Here is a 15,466-nt window from a genome sequence, read left to right as displayed (position 1 = left end):
TCACCCCGTTTCTTGAACAGAAATCTCTACGTTCTTTGCCAAAACCCAACCACTCAATCCATACGAGGATGAGATCACCATGTACTTGTATTTCTCCTCAATCAGCCGGATTTGCAATTCGTCATAGGAATCATAACTGACAGGCCAACCGTAGCCCTTCCCCGACTCTAACAACTCTCGATTATGAGGGACAAAATGCTCTATGTCCCAATCATCGAGATCCAAAATAATACTGCCATGCAGCGGTGTATCAAACGTATGGGCCATTACACCAGAGAATAAAACATCCATATTTTTCGGCACATCATGACTCGAACGAGTACACATCCTTATCCTTTCGTTCTCTAAATCGACTTCGTAGCTTAATATGATGTTGTCATGCAAACTTGGCATAGTCCCCCGCCTTCCAGTATGTCTGTTAGCTCGTTTATTCCATGCCTATGAATTACCTCATCCCGTATGTTCATATATTAAACACCATAATATTGTTTATAGTCTGAGACCCATTCCACTTTGGAAAAATCAACAAAGTCATACGGCTCGCACTGTTTAAGGTAAAGCAACTCCTTGTGCGCCTGTTCCCCGTCCATATTTTCCAGGTAAAACAAGGTCTCCTCATACCCTGCACCACATAATAACTGCACATCAATATAACTGCCCGTATCCTGATTCTTTCGTTTGGCTTGCCAGATCAGCGTGGTGTCCTCCACATTTCCAATACAGAATAACATGATGCACAACAGTCTCAGAACCTCGTTATCCTCTGACTTCCGGTTCTCAATCTCTTGCTGAAGCAGCTGTCGGATGGCCTCCCGGTGTACCTCATCAGGTTCCAATTCGTACAACTGCAACAGTTTTTCCTCGTTCATACGTGTACTCCCTACCTACTTGAGAATGTTATTTAACTCTTCCGCTTTTTTCCTGCTATCTATTCTAGCATAAAAATAAAAAGCGATGATGTGCAGCACGATAGATAATAACCACATGCCGGGGAACCAGGGAGCGATGAATTGGAACATGTCTACCGAGAATAACCATACCATCGCCATACCTCCTGCAATATTGAATGTGGAAGAAATGACGATATTCCATATCGGTTTTAACGTAAAATAGTTCCACAGTATGTTATACATCATTCCAAACAACAAAGCTGCAATAAAAGCAATACCCGCTATGTTCCATAAATAGGACATCTGAATGGGCAGATCACCAAAGAATATTGTAGCCAAGAGTGTGATCCATAGCGTCATTATAGTGAATACTTGGAAAAAGGAATGCCTAAGCTGAATGATCATGATAATTTCCCCCTAAAGTTTTTAATATAAAATCGGCTGACGAAGTAACTGGAGCTATCGCTCAGGTCTACCTTAATTCGGGCATGGTCTGTTGCAGAGAATGCGGTGATGTACCGCGTATTGATGATCGTTTGATTATTGATTTTTACAAAATGAAGGTCATCCAGATCCTCTTCTACAAATTTCAGACGTTTATGAAGCAAGTACCTCTCACCTGAGATCACCCGGACACAGCACATCCGATCCTCTGATTCAAAGGCAACCACCGAGCTCAACTGGATCTGTATATTGCGATTATTCTTGGCATGGATGACCGTTAATTGAGTTTCCGATTCACAGATTGCCTTCTGAATACGGTCCCACTTCGACTTCTCCGCAGGATGGGTTATGACCTTGGCTAACCTTTTTTCAACTGTCGTGTCCTCTTCAAAAATGACTTTCATGTGTTTGCCCCTCCTCTCACAACTCATATTACAAGCATAGTTACGGCAATCCCACTGTACTGCGTTTTGTTGCATGATTTTGCAAGTTTGTTGCATCGGTACTGCATAGATACTAAAAAGAACCACTCCATAGGAGCAGTTCTTCTATGTACTCATCCAGAGCATTCAAGGCATGAGCTATTCTTTTTTTATCAAGGTGCTGCCTTAACCTACTCAACCTCCAGATACATCTCCTGATTTTGCAGGATCATCTCATTCATATGTGTAATAGCTGCTTGCGCCACGGTCTGATAGGTCGCATATAACACCTCAGTTCTCTGAAACAAGATCGGGTCCTTCTCCAGATCCGTTGGCAGCACCTCACGCCAATCTTCACCCACTTTATTTTTGTCCGTAATGAGCCTTTCAATCTGGTCCAATACAGTCACCATCTCATCTATACGAAAAAAACGCATCCCTTTTTTAATCCCATGCCAACTCTTGATCTCAATGATGTTATATGCCGAAAACCAATAAAATTCTGCCAGACTCTTCGTATGATTATGATAGGAATAGAACAGAAATAAAGCTTGTTGCCCTTCATGTAACTGTCGGTATATCTCTGTTTTGGCGGCCATATCTCTGCCCCGTACCGAAACAAGCATCGGTTCAATACACAGCCAGCTAAGCTGCTTTGAATATATATTTTCTGGTCGAAGTTTAGCCTTCATAACATGCTCCTCTCTATTCACCACTTTAAGGATTCTCTGGTGCTTTCACTGCGGGGTCATTCTCTCCGCCCATTCTGCGTCTGGATGTCTCCATCTTCCCTGTCGAAGGCACATGTTCAGACGCTTTAGCTAATCCGAATGTGGGCATGTTGCCGTATATGGTCTCGAAGGAACCTGACTGAGCCTTGTATGTTTCATGATAGATCCCTACAGTTCCATCTGAACCGATGGAGCGGTTGAATCTTTTCCAAGCTTCCAAGTGTAGTCCGCCCCGTGCGTATTTCTCCAATTCATCGTAAGAGCGCCAGTATTGGAGTAGCGTCACCCCACGCCAGCTAATAAAATACTCTGTACTCAGAAATCCAGTCTCCGGATTCATATACAGTTCTTTAATCATCGGGCCCATGGACTTTAAGACAGGCAGCCATTTATGTATAGCCCACAGACGATTGATCCTCATTCCGATGATAAAAACAACAAATTCTCCCTCAATCTGAGCGGAGTATCTTCCCTTATATATATTCGGCACGTCACCCCTCCTTCTCGTCAAAAACAATCGATTTCATCGGATCTGGACGCCCCTTCCTATCTGCTCATAGGCATTCAGGGGAAACTCAAAACTCCACCGTTTGTGATATTCCTCCAGTCCCATTTCCTTCAATTTGCTTAATTCTCTGTAAAATAGCTTAGTCAACTTGACCAAGGTTAACTCCTCGGACATAAGTAAACGGCCCTCTGTAACGGCTTCCGTGCTAAAGTTATCACTCATCTCATACACAATGAATTGAACGATTACCTGCGAACGTTTCTTGATCCAGAAGCGATATTCTCCAGGTTCGGTCTGCATAGTCATGGTTACCTCCGTGGCTCCTTTGTGCAATGCAACGAATTGACGTGCTATCTCATCCACCGCATCCGACAAAAAAGAAACCGGAATCTCAATCTGTTCTCCCTGATCAGGTTGAACCAGAATATCCAGCCATCAGTGCGGTTCAAGCGTCATAACGATGTCCATAGTCATCCTCCTTTATGCAATTCTATGAAGCAGATTAACTGGAAACCTACTTTCAGATATAACCGCTGTGCCGCAGTATTTCCTTCATTTACAGCTAAAATAATCTCATTGATCTTCGAATGCAGCATGCGAACGAATTTGTGCAGTGCCTTCATTGCTGCGTAAATCTTTATAAACATCCCATTTCGTATACAATTGTTTTAGCGCTAATCCTGTTGTATGTATAAACTCTTCCATAGCTTCCATGGATAAAATATTTAAATCACCCAAAGGTTCGTTGTCAGGGTTAGCTAGAAACTCAAGTTTCTCTCCTCTATACTGGTACACCTCAGATTCCAGCAATCCGCCTAAATCAAATGCTCTTCCCACATTCAGCTCATTTAACCAATCGTTGGCCCTGTTCCAATTCCGTAAAATCATAAACTCCAGTTTTGTGACATCCTGTGTATACTCACTTCTTCCGTTAGGATGGACTTCATATGCAGGATAGATATCGAATGTCCACACGCGATCCGTATAGATATGGGCGATGTAACCGCACAGATATTGCAGGAATTTGGGATCACTATAAGCTAACTTCTTGTTGGATTCAAAAAATCCTTTAAGTTCTTCGTCTGTTGCGAATCTTCCTGCCTCTGGCATGAGGTGGGTTTTTGCCTTTTCTGTACGAAGATTAGTTCTTACATGGATCGAATCAGGAGCAAGGCTTCCCAATAACAATTCAGGGGATGGCTTGGACATCAATTCGGATGCAATTGCAAAATGAACCATAGGCCAAGGCAATGTAAAAACTCCTTTCTTTATTAAAAGGCTCAACTTTGATGTTCTATGATTTACAAAGCTAAGTGCTCACTCTCTTGTACATGTATCAATTCAATATCCTCACAATAAAATCCTAAGATTCCGTTCTCATAGTCTTCAACGTAATATTTCATCGGATGATATCCGTGGTCTTTCAGATCTTTAATATTAAACCCACTTATCTGAACTAGAACACCATGAGGCTTATAATGAAAACTTTCAATATTAGTGAATCTAAAAAATAATTCATATGTAACATTGGAGAATTTCATTAAAAATGTAATATCTGCTATCGAAATATTTTCATAATATTTGTCTTGTTTTATATACAGATTCAACCCAGCAACCCACTCCAAATTTTGAACAGAAAAGGTTGGAATATAAGGTTGAATTATTGCCATGTTTTTCACCATGATCTAACCTCTATTCATTTTGAACTATTATATTAACGATATCACTGGCGTAGCAATTTAGACTCTCCTTGCTTCAAGTCTACAAATATAGGCTTCTGCACATTGTTAATTGTGGAAATATCAATCTCATCCAGACTTTTAAAAACAAGCTGTAATGACTCCTTTTGTTCATCTTCAAATAAAAGAGTTACCTGATCATCACAGAGTTTTCCTTCCAACTCCGCAATAACGTCAAATAAAAACATTACAAATACTACTTCATTTCCATCCGGATACGTATACTGCATTCTCTCACCCGTGTAGATCGAGGACAATTCATAAGAGCTCACTTCAAGCCCTGTTTCCTCTTTCACTTCTCTAATCATGGTTTCTTCGATTCGTTCACCTGGCTCCATACCACCACCGGGTAACCCCCAATCTCCATAATCTGATCTCTTTTGCAGCAGAACCCTCCCCATATGATCTCGAATAATAGCTCCACCCGTAACTACAATACGACTAGTCATTACTCTTGCTCCTCTCTGTTGAGTTGCTCCTCAACAGCTTACGATTTTAATCAGGAACCTTTTCTATCGATTTATATCCCAAAATGCACAATACATTTCCCATTTACCTCAGCATACTTTGCCATATTTGCAAGCTTGTTTAATTCGTTGATTAATTCAACTTTGTTGTACACAAGTTTCTCGTAGCAGCCCTTCCGTTCTTCTCCATCGAAACAGTAACTCCCTGTCAGAACAATCGGATCCGCCGCATGGCTGAATAGATCAATCCAGGCCCGAATGAGTTGATGAAACTCTAACAAAACATCCTGTTCTTCAATAACGGTTATTCCATAGTTGTTCAGCCCACTACATCTCATGCAGGTAGATGGATTCCATGTATCCAACCAACAAAGGGAATCATAGATGTACGCAATGAATTCGTCTTCCAAGGTCGCATGATTCTCTGTGGTTAATCCACTTCCATGTATTCTCCCTTGTGAATCCCATGAGTAGGAGGTATGAATATTCCCGTCTACTTGCGATTTGTTTTCGATAACAAAATGATGCTTTGGCATTCCTACGTACTTCCCCCTTACACGTCACTCCCATAGGACTCCTCTTAATTCATCATAACCCATGTATTGGTAAATGGAAATTGAAAAAGATCCTATCTAACTCCCAAATTAGGAGAAGCAAAATAGGACCATGAAAAAACTTCCTTACATTCATAAAATCCTTCGTCTATTCAGAAATTCTGTTCCTTCTTCTCGATAAATCTCTATAGATTCATTTGTCACATGATCATGCCTCAGTGTTCCCATATAATCTGTTCCAGGTTTGTTCGATCTATAATCTGAATCCACCGTGTAGATATTGAAGTGCACCGCATCTTCGTCCTCTGATACATCTGTTTTATCAAAAAGTGAAATCATCTCATCTTTACCAAGAAACCTAAATGGAGAATCCTGACGCTCTATAATATAAAATGGATATGTGAGGTTTTCTATCTGAATGAATTTCTGGTATGCCTTAAGCTCATCGGGTATAAGATGCATGTACTGTCTAGCTACATCTTCTGCCTGAAATACACCTGAAATCCACTTCAAACTCCCCTTGGTTGCTACGATAATGAACAGAGCAATCACCTTCTAATTCAAATATTATTTCTCTCTTTCACGCACAAAAGTCTGGGACAAAATCCGGTGGCTGCCAGCGATGTTGTCAATCTCAATGCTATATTCAGACTCGGCATATTCAATCTGATGTTGCTCATAATATCTTTTCCAGAACGAAACTGCTGCTGCATTGTTAGCAAGCTGCTCCACTTTGAATGTACCCTCAAATTGAGCAAAAACCAAGTCAACCGCTTGTGCTGCCAGCCCCTGTCCGCGATATTTTTTCACCAAGAACAGCTCTTGCACCGTATAATCCACATCTTCCGGCACATATGGAGGTGAGCACACCAGTACGAATCCAATAACCTTCCCTTCATACTGAATCAAAAACGGATGTAATTCATCACGTTCCAGATATAGATAGGTGTTCGTTGGGTCATATTTCCCCTGTTCAAGTAGATCTTCGCCAGAAAATTCAGACAGATCATATAAGTACAAGTTGTACAGGTTGAGAAACAATTCCTTTTGTTCTGCCAAAATACTCGTAATTTGTACATTCATCTTCATGCCACATCTCCCTTAGTAAATGAGTTGGCTAGTGATCCATACATAACCTTACCGATTCCACAACGAGCTTGCTGTGCCCTGTTCTCAATATATCGTTTCAACCCGAGCAGATATAGGCAAAGTTTGGTTTAAACCATGGAGTAACCTTACTTTCACAGTGGACATGAACATTTGGACAAAAAAAGACTCCCTAAAGAGTCCGATTATTGGTCTTGTCTTTATTTTTCACCAAATATCCACTGGCAAGCGCTGCGGGAGCGATAAAAGGTAAGAACGTCAACCAATCCATGAAAAGAAGTATAGGAACGAAAATAAATATTACACTGATATACATCATGACTGGAGATTTTTTCTCCAACCCCTGAACACCGAAAACAACTCCTGCCAATGAGATCAATAGGACAAAAGCAACGTTAAGCACGTTCATAACCATCACCTCCACTGGCATGTAGCCAACACTTATTGAATCAGATAATCAACCACAGGATATGAGATCACATTGCGATCTCTATACGTTGAAATCACCGCTTCGTGATGTGTGCTAAGAATTCCATTTTGCAACATCACCGGCCGGAAACCTCGCTCCATCGCTCCGTTGTAGGTGAATAGAACACATTCCTCTGCGGCAAACCCGGAGATAATCACCAATTCAATTCCATGACTCTTCAAAACCTGCTCCAGGTTCGTCTGCCAGAAAGCATTGGAAGCTTCTTTGGTAACTGTGATATCCTTCTCATTCACATCTACCTCGGGAATAATACGATATTCTTCCGGTGGTGCCTCCTCCATGCCCTCCACATCCTGCACGTGAACGACCGTATGATCATTCGAGCGAAGCACATTAGCCACATGGTTAATATACTCACAAGCATGGTCTATCGAAGTCTGATCCATCTTTTTCCGCACAATACTCTCCTGCATATCAACAATCAGCAAACCTACTTTCATCCAATCTCTCCTCAGAAATAAATTTTACGCCCATGGTTGAGTAACTTCCCTTGTTAAACTGAGAACTTAATCCTTAAATAATTCATTCAGCATCCGGTCGCGGTTCTCCAGAAAACTGCGGGTAATCTGATAGTGATCGGTATCCTCATAGGCTACCTCTTGAATATGGCTATCGTCAAAACTCAAAATCTCTGCCCCCGGATATCCCAGCAAAATGGGTGAGTGGGTCGCAATAATGAATTGTGAAGTGCCCGACAGATCATGAAGGATACGCAATAAAGAGAGCTGCCTTGCTGGGGACAATGCGGCTTCGGGCTCGTCGAGCAGGTAAATGCCTTTGGAACTAAAGCGGTTGACGAACAGACTGAGAAAAGACTCCCCGTGTGATTGTTCATGTAATGAACGCCCGCCATAATATTGAAGCGATGCTGGCATCTCATCGACATGTGATGCGAATTGATAGAACGATTCAGAGCGCATGAAGAAGCCATTCGTTATTTTGGGCAACCAGGCCAGCCTGAGATAATTCCCGAGCGAGGATTCCGAAGCATGTGTCTCATAGGTATTATTCCTGCCGCCCCCTGCGGTATTGAATCCACATTGATGAGCGATGCCTTCGAGCAGCGTAGATTTCCCTGAACCATTTTCACCTACAAAAAAAGTAACGTTATTCGTGAGCTCCAATCGTTCCAAGGACCGGATCGCGGGGATGTCAAAAGGGTATTGGTCTCGATTCTCGATCTTGGCCGACATGAGTTCTACACTTCGAAGATACATAATCAACCTCCCACATTTATTTTATATAAGTTTAACTAAAGAATATTTACAATTATGAGGATAACGAAAAGCTGCGGGTTTATTGCCTTCATAATAGAAGTGCCCAGTCCAGGATAAAGCGTAATGGATGACAGCGAGTAGCAGCGTGACTTTGATATCAATAAACAAAAAAATCCATGCCACAAAGGCCGACAAAAACGCGAAATAATGCAAAATGCGGTTGTTCCGATCCTGATGCTCCTGAAGGTAATAACGCAAGTCCTTGCGCACACGATTCAACATCAACCCACATCCATTTCACCTAAAATAAGGCTCCTTATTTCCCACTCCATCGTAACCTATAACGGGGTACATATGAAACCGTTTCAACCAAAAAAGAGCAAGCCATAGGCTCACTCTCTCTTCAGGTTAATAGACAAATCTGCGCTGCGCCCAATAGCTGAATACAAAGATCGATACCTCGGTCAATAATTTGGCTGCGAGCAGTGGAATAATCAGTTTTTCATTATAAAAGTACAATAAACCATAGTTTAATAACAGCACCAGCAAGACAAGTGAGAAATATTTGGGCAAAGACTGCCGAACCTTCGAGGTTCGTCCAGCGGAAAATACATACTTCCGATTAATCGTATAGTTGAAGATGGAGCTGCATAGTCTTGCTGCGACAACCGACAGAAACAGATTGTGTGTGAAATACTGAATAACAAATAATAGTCCAAAATCAATTAAAGCAGACAACACTGAAGATGTGCTGAACATCAGGATTGGCATATAGATCCGGAATGAATCAACCAGCGGGCGGAAATGGGAGGACTCATTGTGATCCAAATACACCGTATCAATAAACTCCTCCGTAATCTCATACCCTTCCTTATGTGCCGTTAACAGCATGTTCATCTCGTATTCAAACCGATCCCCTGGAATCTGGTTCAACCAGTCCAGCATGGCGTAGGGAAAACCACGTAGACCGGTCTGCGTGTCATATACTTTGGTACCTGTCGTGAGTGAAAAGACCGCCCGTGTAACTGTGTTGCCAAAACGGCTGCGTGCTGGAATTTTACCGCTGAAGCGACGGCTCCCGAGTACAATTCCCGGTGTCGTCTGTGCGAGCAGCACTTCGAAGATACGCTTAATATCATGTGGCAAATGCTGTCCGTCACTATCTGCGCATACCACACCGCCCTGAGGTCCGTACTCCTTAATATACTGAAATCCTGTCTTCAACGCCCTGCCCTTACCCAGATTGACGGGATGTGTCAGGACCGTACAGCCATAGGCTTCTGCCGTTTCAAAAATTCCACGGTAACCAGGGCCGCTGCCATCATCCACAATCACAATGGGTCCAAGCTTAAATGTCTGTAACTGCAGAACAAGATTTAGTAAACGCACATCGGGTTCATATGATGGAATTAATATCGTCATGATCCTTGTCCCTCCGTCAGATATAAAATGTCACTTACGCCACGTTCCTGGTTGCGTCCCAGCGGGTTATTTACGACTCTGCCCATAAAATACATCGTGGATGAACCGCCGCCGTCCAGATTGTAGGCTTCGGTTGCTCCGAGGCCTTTCATGACGTCAGCCAGTTCTGCCAAGGTCATGCCACGGCTATCGTCCTGCCGTCCGTCCACCACCACGAAGACATAATGATTCGGAGCAATCATGCCGATCGCAGTTCTTGGATTCGCATCCTGGATGGAGCGGTTGCCAAAGTTGTTATCGATTTTCACACTGCTAAAATCACTGACGATCTCGCCATCTTGAATCAGAATCGGTCCAAAGGATAACGTATTGGTTGCCCCTTCGGCCAGCAGTTCCGAGGAAGTAATCTCGTTCTCGTTGTAGGTTTTCATCGTTCCGTCATTGAACAGAGCAAGTGCATCCCGCGTGGGGCTGTCCCGGTACAATGTTCCATTTCGGATAATGACACCATCATCACGGAATCCATAGTAATCACCGTTAATGGCAAAAATCGCATTGTTGGCTGCGGCAATCTCTGACGTGTTTTCGGTAATGTTTGTTCCAAAGCTGTTGTCCGCCAGCGCGGTTCGCAGGCTGCTTGCATCTGTTAGCTGAACATCAGCGACATAATACGTAATCTGATCCGAGCCTGAACCAGTCTGTACCTTTTCAATACTGACTTTCATATCATCACTCGAATAATTCCAATCATCTGATGTTGCATTCACTTCAGTTGCGGTGGTCGAAATATTGCTGGAATCATTCGCGTTGTTCGTTGTTGCCGTTGCCGTGTTCCCATCCGCTACAACCACCTGCACATGCCGGATCAGGTAACGGTCAGCCAAGCTGTACAGGATTCCACCTACCAAGAGTACGCTGACAAGTGTGATGATAAGCCATCTGTGCTTTCTTGGGGAGATCGGTCGTTTATGTGGTTCTTTCCGGGTTGGTTTCTCATAGATCTTCATCATGTGAATCTCACCTCTTCATCTAAGTCTTAAGGCCATATTAGGCCGGGTAGCTTAAATGAATCTGAAACCATATCAATCGAACTAAAGATTATTTACACTAGCCACTCCGATGACAGAACAACCCTACAATCGCTGGTTCAATCTATAACAAAAAAGGCCATCCGTTTTCCTAGTTAGGAAATCAGATCACCTTGATTTCAGTCTATATAACCTTAAATGTCGCTGTTATCATGTACATATCTCGTTCAACATACATATCACATTTCTTTAACAACCTCTTCCTGTTATGCATCTGCAAAAAGAGCATCGTACGCGGGACAAGGCCGCTTTTCCAAAAATTCCGTTAACGCCGGTGGCTGTTGGGCATAGATATCGTTCAACGACGTTCCGTTGTAGATGTTGCCAATCACAACAGGATGGCATAACTCACAGATGAGAATATCCCCATTACCGTGCAAGTGCAGCTGTTTCGTGCCATCCACGCAATTCGAAAAATACACACCGGGTTGTTCACGCAAATTCAACTGTTCAGCGAACCGGTCCATACAGGTAAAATAGAGCGTTGTATCTGGCTTCTTATGTTCAATCAGCTCCGTTACAGATCGAATGAGGGATTCTCTGGATACAATCTGACTCCAATCGGTATGCGGCATCTTAATGCTATTCTGGATCTCATGGATGCGCACACCCAGATCATACACCTTATCGCTAATGGCCTGCATGTTCGCTTGGTTACCTTCAAACAGTAACGTTTCCAATACCGTCTCCAGACCAGCTTCCGTACACAAACGGATATTCTGCTCTAGTCTCTCATACATGCGAGGATGCACACGGTAGTACGCAGCATAGGCCTCCGCATCCGTATAATTGAACGAGATATGAATGTTGGACAAGCCTGCATCACGCAATGCGAGAATCCGTTCTTCTGTCAGCAGACTGGCATTACTGTTCAACTGCGTATCAATGCCATGTGCCGCACAATACTTCACGATCTTCAGGCAATCCTGGTATTTCAGAGTGACTTCACCCCCAGACAATCTCACTCGCTTGAGATGAGGCAGCTCACTAATAATACGGATGACTTCCTGACTATCGATGCACGCTCCATCATCCCGATTGTAGGCGCAGCAGTAGTCGCATTTATAATTGCAGTTCGATGTCACTCCCACTTCAAGCCCTTCTAGCTCATATACGCCGGGGGTTTCCAGTTCGAGTGATTTATATTTGTTTTTGGCTATCAATTCGTTGTACCTCCTGGTTCCTTCATTTAATCCACATTTGGATAACTTGAAGATTATAGCGGAAGGCATCAGGTTCACGATATGACATTATGTACGTTGCTTGCTGAAAACAAAAATAAAACCCATTTCCTCAACGATCAGGAATGGGCCAAAGCTAGGCATATAATTATTGAATTAGACAATATAAAATACGATACCTTGACCTTTTGATGCAGCAATTCAAGCTCTTTCTTACTTCTGCTTTTATTGTGTACCACTGATAAATTCAGGATTATAGGAAAATCCATGGCTCGCCAGCATGATAAATGACACACGACTTTTCAATAACACGTTCTTTATTTAATACTAGTATAGAAGTCTTCTTTTACGATAGCATACATCTTCAGATCCTGAAGCTCATTTTTCACCCTCATGTACTTCCTCAGCACACCTTCGAATTGCATGCCTGCCTTCTCCATGACCTTGGCGGAACCTGTGTTTTCCACCAAACATCTGGCCTGGATTCGCTCTAGCCCCACATCGTCAAATCCAAATTGGATGATTCGTTTCACTACCTCGGTCATGTAGCCCAGATTCCAAAATTGATCAGATAACACATATCCCAGCTCGACTCTCCTGTTATCGCTATCACACCCTAGATAGTTACAACTACCAATCAGCCTCTTGGTGTGTTTATCTTCAATCCCCCACGGGCCAATTAGATCGGTCTCATACCGACTCATGACAAAATCTAAAAAAGCTTTTGTGTCTTCTTTGCTCTGATGCGCGTCCCAGGTAGTGAACTCCGATACAGCAGGTACAGCGCAGTAACTGTACATATCCTCCAGATCATCATAGGTAAGAGACCGGAGTAACGTCCGTTCGGTTTCCAACACGGGAAATGGTTCGAAGAAACTTTCAATTCTTTTCATAGATTTATCCTCCCTCAGATTGTTAGGAAAAAGAAACACACAGTAGCTCGCTTCATATTGCCTGACTCATCTGTTCTAAAATTAAGGCCACAACCTGAGTGTATTCCACTGCCCATCTTGCATCGAATATCGGACTCGTACATGCTTGCGCTCCGAATCTCCCTGCCAAAATTCCACCTCTTGTGCATTCACGGCATATAAACGCCAATGAGGTGTAACGACACCGGGATCACGACTTATCTTTACTTTCTGAGCTTCGATGGAACGATCCAGTACTTCCTCGCTATCCAAAACCTCACTCTGATGTCCTGTCATGGCAACTGCTCTCGCTCCAGCTGAACGTTTGCGGAAATCATTAGCGCCCGCTTCATCTCCACAATCTTCGGCAATTCCCCTTATCCGAATCTGTCTTCCAAGGGAAGGCCAGTAGAAGGTGAGAGCCACATGAGGGTTCTCCTTCAACTGCTGCCCTTTTCGGCTCTCCGAACTGGAGGCAAAATAAAACGTTTCGTCGATTACGTTTTTCAAAATCAACACCCGTGCATCAGGGTGACCGTCGTGATCCACGGTCGAGATCGTCATGGCATGAGGTTCTTTCACTTCGTTCTCAACCGCCACTCTCAACCAATCCAAGAATAGCTTCCCTGGCCGCTCCGGCAACTGCCCCATATCCCACGTAGGAAATGGTCCAGATAAAGATTTTAAACGTTGCAGCAGTTCAATTGGTTTATCGCTCATGTCATCGCCTCCGTCTTCTATTTAACTATCCGTTTATTTTTATCCTTTACTCTCCGCTTCCCATGTAAGCAGATCATTGTCTTCTTCAAAATAAATACCCAAGAGCATCCGTGGTTCACCCATTTCGTTAGACATATCAAACAACTAATCTAGATGACTTAACACATTTGCGCTGCTAAATTTCCAACCATGACTTCCCTTTTCAACGGTATGTACACTGGTGTTGTCCATGGGATAAAAGCTGGACTTATTGCTCCACTCCCTATTTTCAAGCAGATAATACAGAATATTAATCACTCCGCCGTGAGTAATTAACAGAACATTGGACTTGACTGTTTGTTCCTCTATATCTCTAAGAAGATTCTCGAAAGATATGCTTATCCGGTTATAAAAATCCCTTGGACTTTCTCCTCCCGGAAAAGGTGAATCCATTTCAAGGGTGTTGAAATAAACTCCTGGGTAATGTTCTTCAGCATCCTTATGGAGCATGCCTGCTAAATCTCCGTTATTCATCTCCCGCCATTCTTTCATTAAGCTAGCCTGCATATTTAGTTTCTTCTCAATTTCTCGTGATGTCTGTACTGCACGAGGAAGATCACTGCTAATGATCGTATGTATGTTGTACTCCTCAGCATGATGATGTAGATGCTCTCCCAGTCTTTTGGATTGATTGATCCCCTGTTCCGTAAGTCCACGCTCACTCCATCCGCCTCGATACCCTTCCTCGTCCATTCCATGCCTTACCAGATAAATTTTCAAGATCTCTCCTCCTTTTCACATTGAACAGGTTAACTTTACATCTATAACTACTTTCGTATTTATCAAATAAACCCGACCTCAGATAGCTTCTATCCAAGATCGGGCATTTCCTGCTTACCACTTATCTTACAAATGTGTTATGAACTCGCTCGGATTTGATAAAATAAGGAATCCAGATGGCACAAGTAAGTACCGACTTGCCAATATCTCTTAACGAGTTTCCATCCTCAAGTTCTCTCGCCATCGGAATCTGAAGCAACAATAGATAATCAATGATACTAACGGCTAGACTGACACTATAAAATATGATCATAAGACGAGGAAAGATCGATTTTCTACTATACAAAGTAATGATAGTATATATGCTAAACACTAAAAACAGTGCGTTATATACCGTTTCAAAAATAACGACCGGTCCCCATAGCGGGTGATAATATTCAGATTGCTTCGAAGTTAGCAACTCCCAAGTCTCTGTAGTAAGCATGGGCAAACAATACATAACCAATTGGAGCGCCAGGAAAATCAATGTAAGAAATAATCCAATCTGGACGAGAATCAGCCAACCACCTAAGCCCGATACGCCTAGTGGACGGTAGTCTGTCTTTTGCTCTTGAATATGTGGTTCCACCTCTTAACACTTCCTTAACTAGTTTTGTTTTTCTGAGATGAGTCTTCCTCGTAATTGTAAATTGAATCTACGGGTGATTCTTACCCCTTCATTCACGTGCGTTGTATGTATTTTCACACTCTCCTTATAGCAATCTCTCCGCCCTCCTATTATATAGAATTTTACACAACTTCCTTATTGTACTACGA

The 15,466-nt window shown here is 42.8% G+C and carries 24 protein-coding genes; all 24 read right to left on the bottom strand.

What is annotated here, in order from left to right; all coding sequences use genetic code 11:
- Positions 1 to 393, bottom strand: coding sequence for a hypothetical protein (locus MKY44_RS06220; RefSeq protein ID WP_341006461.1), 393 nt, complete (start codon positions 391 to 393; stop codon positions 1 to 3).
- A 77-nt stretch (positions 394 to 470) separates the two neighbouring features.
- Complete coding sequence (locus tag MKY44_RS06215) at positions 471 to 869, bottom strand: hypothetical protein (protein ID WP_341006460.1); 399 nt, start codon at positions 867 to 869, stop codon at positions 471 to 473.
- 15 nt (positions 870 to 884) lie between these two features.
- A complete protein-coding gene (locus MKY44_RS06210) occupies positions 885 to 1,295 on the bottom strand; it encodes a hypothetical protein (RefSeq protein WP_341006459.1) in 411 nt (136 codons plus the stop codon).
- Positions 1,292 to 1,738 (bottom strand): LytTR family DNA-binding domain-containing protein, encoded by a 447-nt coding sequence (locus MKY44_RS06205; RefSeq protein WP_341006458.1) that lies wholly within the window; start codon positions 1,736 to 1,738, stop codon positions 1,292 to 1,294. The genes MKY44_RS06210 and MKY44_RS06205 overlap by 4 nt, the downstream gene beginning before the upstream one ends.
- A gap of 209 nt (positions 1,739 to 1,947) precedes the next feature.
- On the bottom strand, positions 1,948 to 2,448 hold the full coding sequence (locus MKY44_RS06200; RefSeq protein ID WP_341006457.1) for a hypothetical protein: 501 nt from the start codon (positions 2,446 to 2,448) through the stop codon (positions 1,948 to 1,950).
- A 25-nt stretch (positions 2,449 to 2,473) separates the two neighbouring features.
- Positions 2,474 to 2,977, bottom strand: a complete 504-nt coding sequence (locus MKY44_RS06195) for a DUF4188 domain-containing protein (protein WP_341006456.1) — start codon at positions 2,975 to 2,977, stop codon at positions 2,474 to 2,476.
- A 33-nt stretch (positions 2,978 to 3,010) separates the two neighbouring features.
- Positions 3,011 to 3,301: a hypothetical protein gene (locus MKY44_RS06190; protein ID WP_341006455.1), complete on the bottom strand. Its 291-nt coding sequence runs from the start codon at positions 3,299 to 3,301 to the stop codon at positions 3,011 to 3,013.
- Between the two features lie 267 nt (positions 3,302 to 3,568).
- Complete coding sequence (locus MKY44_RS06185) at positions 3,569 to 4,246, bottom strand: hypothetical protein (protein WP_341006454.1); 678 nt, start codon at positions 4,244 to 4,246, stop codon at positions 3,569 to 3,571.
- 50 nt (positions 4,247 to 4,296) lie between these two features.
- Positions 4,297 to 4,677 carry a hypothetical protein gene (locus tag MKY44_RS06180; RefSeq protein ID WP_341006453.1) on the bottom strand — a complete coding sequence of 127 codons (381 nt, stop codon included), beginning with the start codon at positions 4,675 to 4,677 and terminating at the stop codon, positions 4,297 to 4,299.
- A 41-nt stretch (positions 4,678 to 4,718) separates the two neighbouring features.
- Positions 4,719 to 5,183, bottom strand: coding sequence for an NUDIX domain-containing protein (locus MKY44_RS06175; RefSeq protein ID WP_341006452.1), 465 nt, complete (start codon positions 5,181 to 5,183; stop codon positions 4,719 to 4,721).
- 71 nt (positions 5,184 to 5,254) lie between these two features.
- Positions 5,255 to 5,737 (bottom strand): hypothetical protein, encoded by a 483-nt coding sequence (locus MKY44_RS06170; RefSeq protein WP_341006451.1) that lies wholly within the window; start codon positions 5,735 to 5,737, stop codon positions 5,255 to 5,257.
- Between the two features lie 150 nt (positions 5,738 to 5,887).
- A complete protein-coding gene (locus tag MKY44_RS06165) occupies positions 5,888 to 6,268 on the bottom strand; it encodes a hypothetical protein (RefSeq protein WP_341006450.1) in 381 nt (126 codons plus the stop codon).
- A 54-nt stretch (positions 6,269 to 6,322) separates the two neighbouring features.
- The gene (locus MKY44_RS06160; RefSeq protein ID WP_341006449.1) at positions 6,323 to 6,844 is read right to left on the bottom strand and encodes a GNAT family N-acetyltransferase; all 522 of its coding nucleotides are present in this window, start codon (positions 6,842 to 6,844) and stop codon (positions 6,323 to 6,325) included.
- A 190-nt stretch (positions 6,845 to 7,034) separates the two neighbouring features.
- A complete protein-coding gene (locus MKY44_RS06155) occupies positions 7,035 to 7,271 on the bottom strand; it encodes a hypothetical protein (RefSeq protein ID WP_341006448.1) in 237 nt (78 codons plus the stop codon).
- A 32-nt stretch (positions 7,272 to 7,303) separates the two neighbouring features.
- On the bottom strand, positions 7,304 to 7,792 hold the full coding sequence (locus MKY44_RS06150; protein WP_341006447.1) for a cysteine hydrolase family protein: 489 nt from the start codon (positions 7,790 to 7,792) through the stop codon (positions 7,304 to 7,306).
- A 66-nt stretch (positions 7,793 to 7,858) separates the two neighbouring features.
- On the bottom strand, positions 7,859 to 8,569 hold the full coding sequence (locus MKY44_RS06145) for an AAA family ATPase (protein ID WP_341006446.1): 711 nt from the start codon (positions 8,567 to 8,569) through the stop codon (positions 7,859 to 7,861).
- A gap of 21 nt (positions 8,570 to 8,590) precedes the next feature.
- Positions 8,591 to 8,851 carry a DUF962 domain-containing protein gene (locus tag MKY44_RS06140; protein ID WP_341006445.1) on the bottom strand — a complete coding sequence of 87 codons (261 nt, stop codon included), beginning with the start codon at positions 8,849 to 8,851 and terminating at the stop codon, positions 8,591 to 8,593.
- Positions 8,852 to 8,977: 126 nt separating this feature from the next.
- Positions 8,978 to 9,991, bottom strand: coding sequence for a bifunctional glycosyltransferase family 2/GtrA family protein (locus MKY44_RS06135; RefSeq protein WP_341006444.1), 1,014 nt, complete (start codon positions 9,989 to 9,991; stop codon positions 8,978 to 8,980).
- Entirely contained in the window at positions 9,988 to 11,001 is a 1,014-nt protein-coding gene (locus MKY44_RS06130; protein WP_341006443.1) for a phosphodiester glycosidase family protein, read from the bottom strand. The genes MKY44_RS06135 and MKY44_RS06130 overlap by 4 nt, the downstream gene beginning before the upstream one ends.
- Positions 11,002 to 11,285: 284 nt before the next feature.
- Entirely contained in the window at positions 11,286 to 12,242 is a 957-nt protein-coding gene (locus tag MKY44_RS06125) for a radical SAM protein (RefSeq protein ID WP_341006441.1), read from the bottom strand.
- Positions 12,243 to 12,577: 335 nt separating this feature from the next.
- On the bottom strand, positions 12,578 to 13,153 hold the full coding sequence (locus MKY44_RS06120) for a GNAT family N-acetyltransferase (RefSeq protein WP_341006440.1): 576 nt from the start codon (positions 13,151 to 13,153) through the stop codon (positions 12,578 to 12,580).
- A gap of 81 nt (positions 13,154 to 13,234) precedes the next feature.
- On the bottom strand, positions 13,235 to 13,891 hold the full coding sequence (locus MKY44_RS06115; RefSeq protein ID WP_341006439.1) for a pyridoxine/pyridoxamine 5'-phosphate oxidase: 657 nt from the start codon (positions 13,889 to 13,891) through the stop codon (positions 13,235 to 13,237).
- Positions 13,892 to 14,035: 144 nt separating this feature from the next.
- Positions 14,036 to 14,650, bottom strand: coding sequence for a histidine phosphatase family protein (locus MKY44_RS06110; protein WP_341006438.1), 615 nt, complete (start codon positions 14,648 to 14,650; stop codon positions 14,036 to 14,038).
- Between the two features lie 121 nt (positions 14,651 to 14,771).
- Complete coding sequence (locus MKY44_RS06105) at positions 14,772 to 15,278, bottom strand: DUF2569 domain-containing protein (RefSeq protein WP_341006437.1); 507 nt, start codon at positions 15,276 to 15,278, stop codon at positions 14,772 to 14,774.
- Positions 15,279 to 15,466: the final 188 nt, after the last annotated feature.

The organism is Paenibacillus sp. FSL R7-0026 (assembly GCF_038004485.1).
GTDB classification, from domain to species: domain Bacteria; phylum Bacillota; class Bacilli; order Paenibacillales; family Paenibacillaceae; genus Paenibacillus; species Paenibacillus xylanexedens_A.
This window is presented reverse-complemented; position numbering and strand designations above follow the sequence as displayed.

Excerpts from the sequence above, each read along its gene's own strand:
- MKY44_RS06220 (WP_341006461.1), bottom strand. The coding sequence starts at position 393 with ATGCCAAGTTTGCATGACAACATCATATTAAGCTACGAAGTCGATTTA.
- MKY44_RS06215 (WP_341006460.1), bottom strand. The coding sequence starts at position 869 with ATGAACGAGGAAAAACTGTTGCAGTTGTACGAATTGGAACCTGATGAG.
- MKY44_RS06210 (WP_341006459.1), bottom strand. The coding sequence starts at position 1,295 with ATGATCATTCAGCTTAGGCATTCCTTTTTCCAAGTATTCACTATAATG.
- MKY44_RS06205 (WP_341006458.1), bottom strand. The coding sequence starts at position 1,738 with ATGAAAGTCATTTTTGAAGAGGACACGACAGTTGAAAAAAGGTTAGCC.
- MKY44_RS06200 (WP_341006457.1), bottom strand. The coding sequence starts at position 2,448 with ATGAAGGCTAAACTTCGACCAGAAAATATATATTCAAAGCAGCTTAGC.
- MKY44_RS06190 (WP_341006455.1), bottom strand. The coding sequence starts at position 3,301 with ATGACTATGCAGACCGAACCTGGAGAATATCGCTTCTGGATCAAGAAA.
- MKY44_RS06180 (WP_341006453.1), bottom strand. The coding sequence starts at position 4,677 with ATGGTGAAAAACATGGCAATAATTCAACCTTATATTCCAACCTTTTCT.
- MKY44_RS06175 (WP_341006452.1), bottom strand. The coding sequence starts at position 5,183 with ATGACTAGTCGTATTGTAGTTACGGGTGGAGCTATTATTCGAGATCAT.
- MKY44_RS06170 (WP_341006451.1), bottom strand. The coding sequence starts at position 5,737 with ATGCCAAAGCATCATTTTGTTATCGAAAACAAATCGCAAGTAGACGGG.
- MKY44_RS06160 (WP_341006449.1), bottom strand. The coding sequence starts at position 6,844 with ATGAAGATGAATGTACAAATTACGAGTATTTTGGCAGAACAAAAGGAA.
- MKY44_RS06155 (WP_341006448.1), bottom strand. The coding sequence starts at position 7,271 with ATGAACGTGCTTAACGTTGCTTTTGTCCTATTGATCTCATTGGCAGGA.
- MKY44_RS06150 (WP_341006447.1), bottom strand. The coding sequence starts at position 7,792 with ATGAAAGTAGGTTTGCTGATTGTTGATATGCAGGAGAGTATTGTGCGG.
- MKY44_RS06145 (WP_341006446.1), bottom strand. The coding sequence starts at position 8,569 with ATGTATCTTCGAAGTGTAGAACTCATGTCGGCCAAGATCGAGAATCGA.
- MKY44_RS06140 (WP_341006445.1), bottom strand. The coding sequence starts at position 8,851 with ATGTTGAATCGTGTGCGCAAGGACTTGCGTTATTACCTTCAGGAGCAT.
- MKY44_RS06135 (WP_341006444.1), bottom strand. The coding sequence starts at position 9,991 with ATGACGATATTAATTCCATCATATGAACCCGATGTGCGTTTACTAAAT.
- MKY44_RS06130 (WP_341006443.1), bottom strand. The coding sequence starts at position 11,001 with ATGATGAAGATCTATGAGAAACCAACCCGGAAAGAACCACATAAACGA.
- MKY44_RS06120 (WP_341006440.1), bottom strand. The coding sequence starts at position 13,153 with ATGAAAAGAATTGAAAGTTTCTTCGAACCATTTCCCGTGTTGGAAACC.
- MKY44_RS06115 (WP_341006439.1), bottom strand. The coding sequence starts at position 13,891 with ATGAGCGATAAACCAATTGAACTGCTGCAACGTTTAAAATCTTTATCT.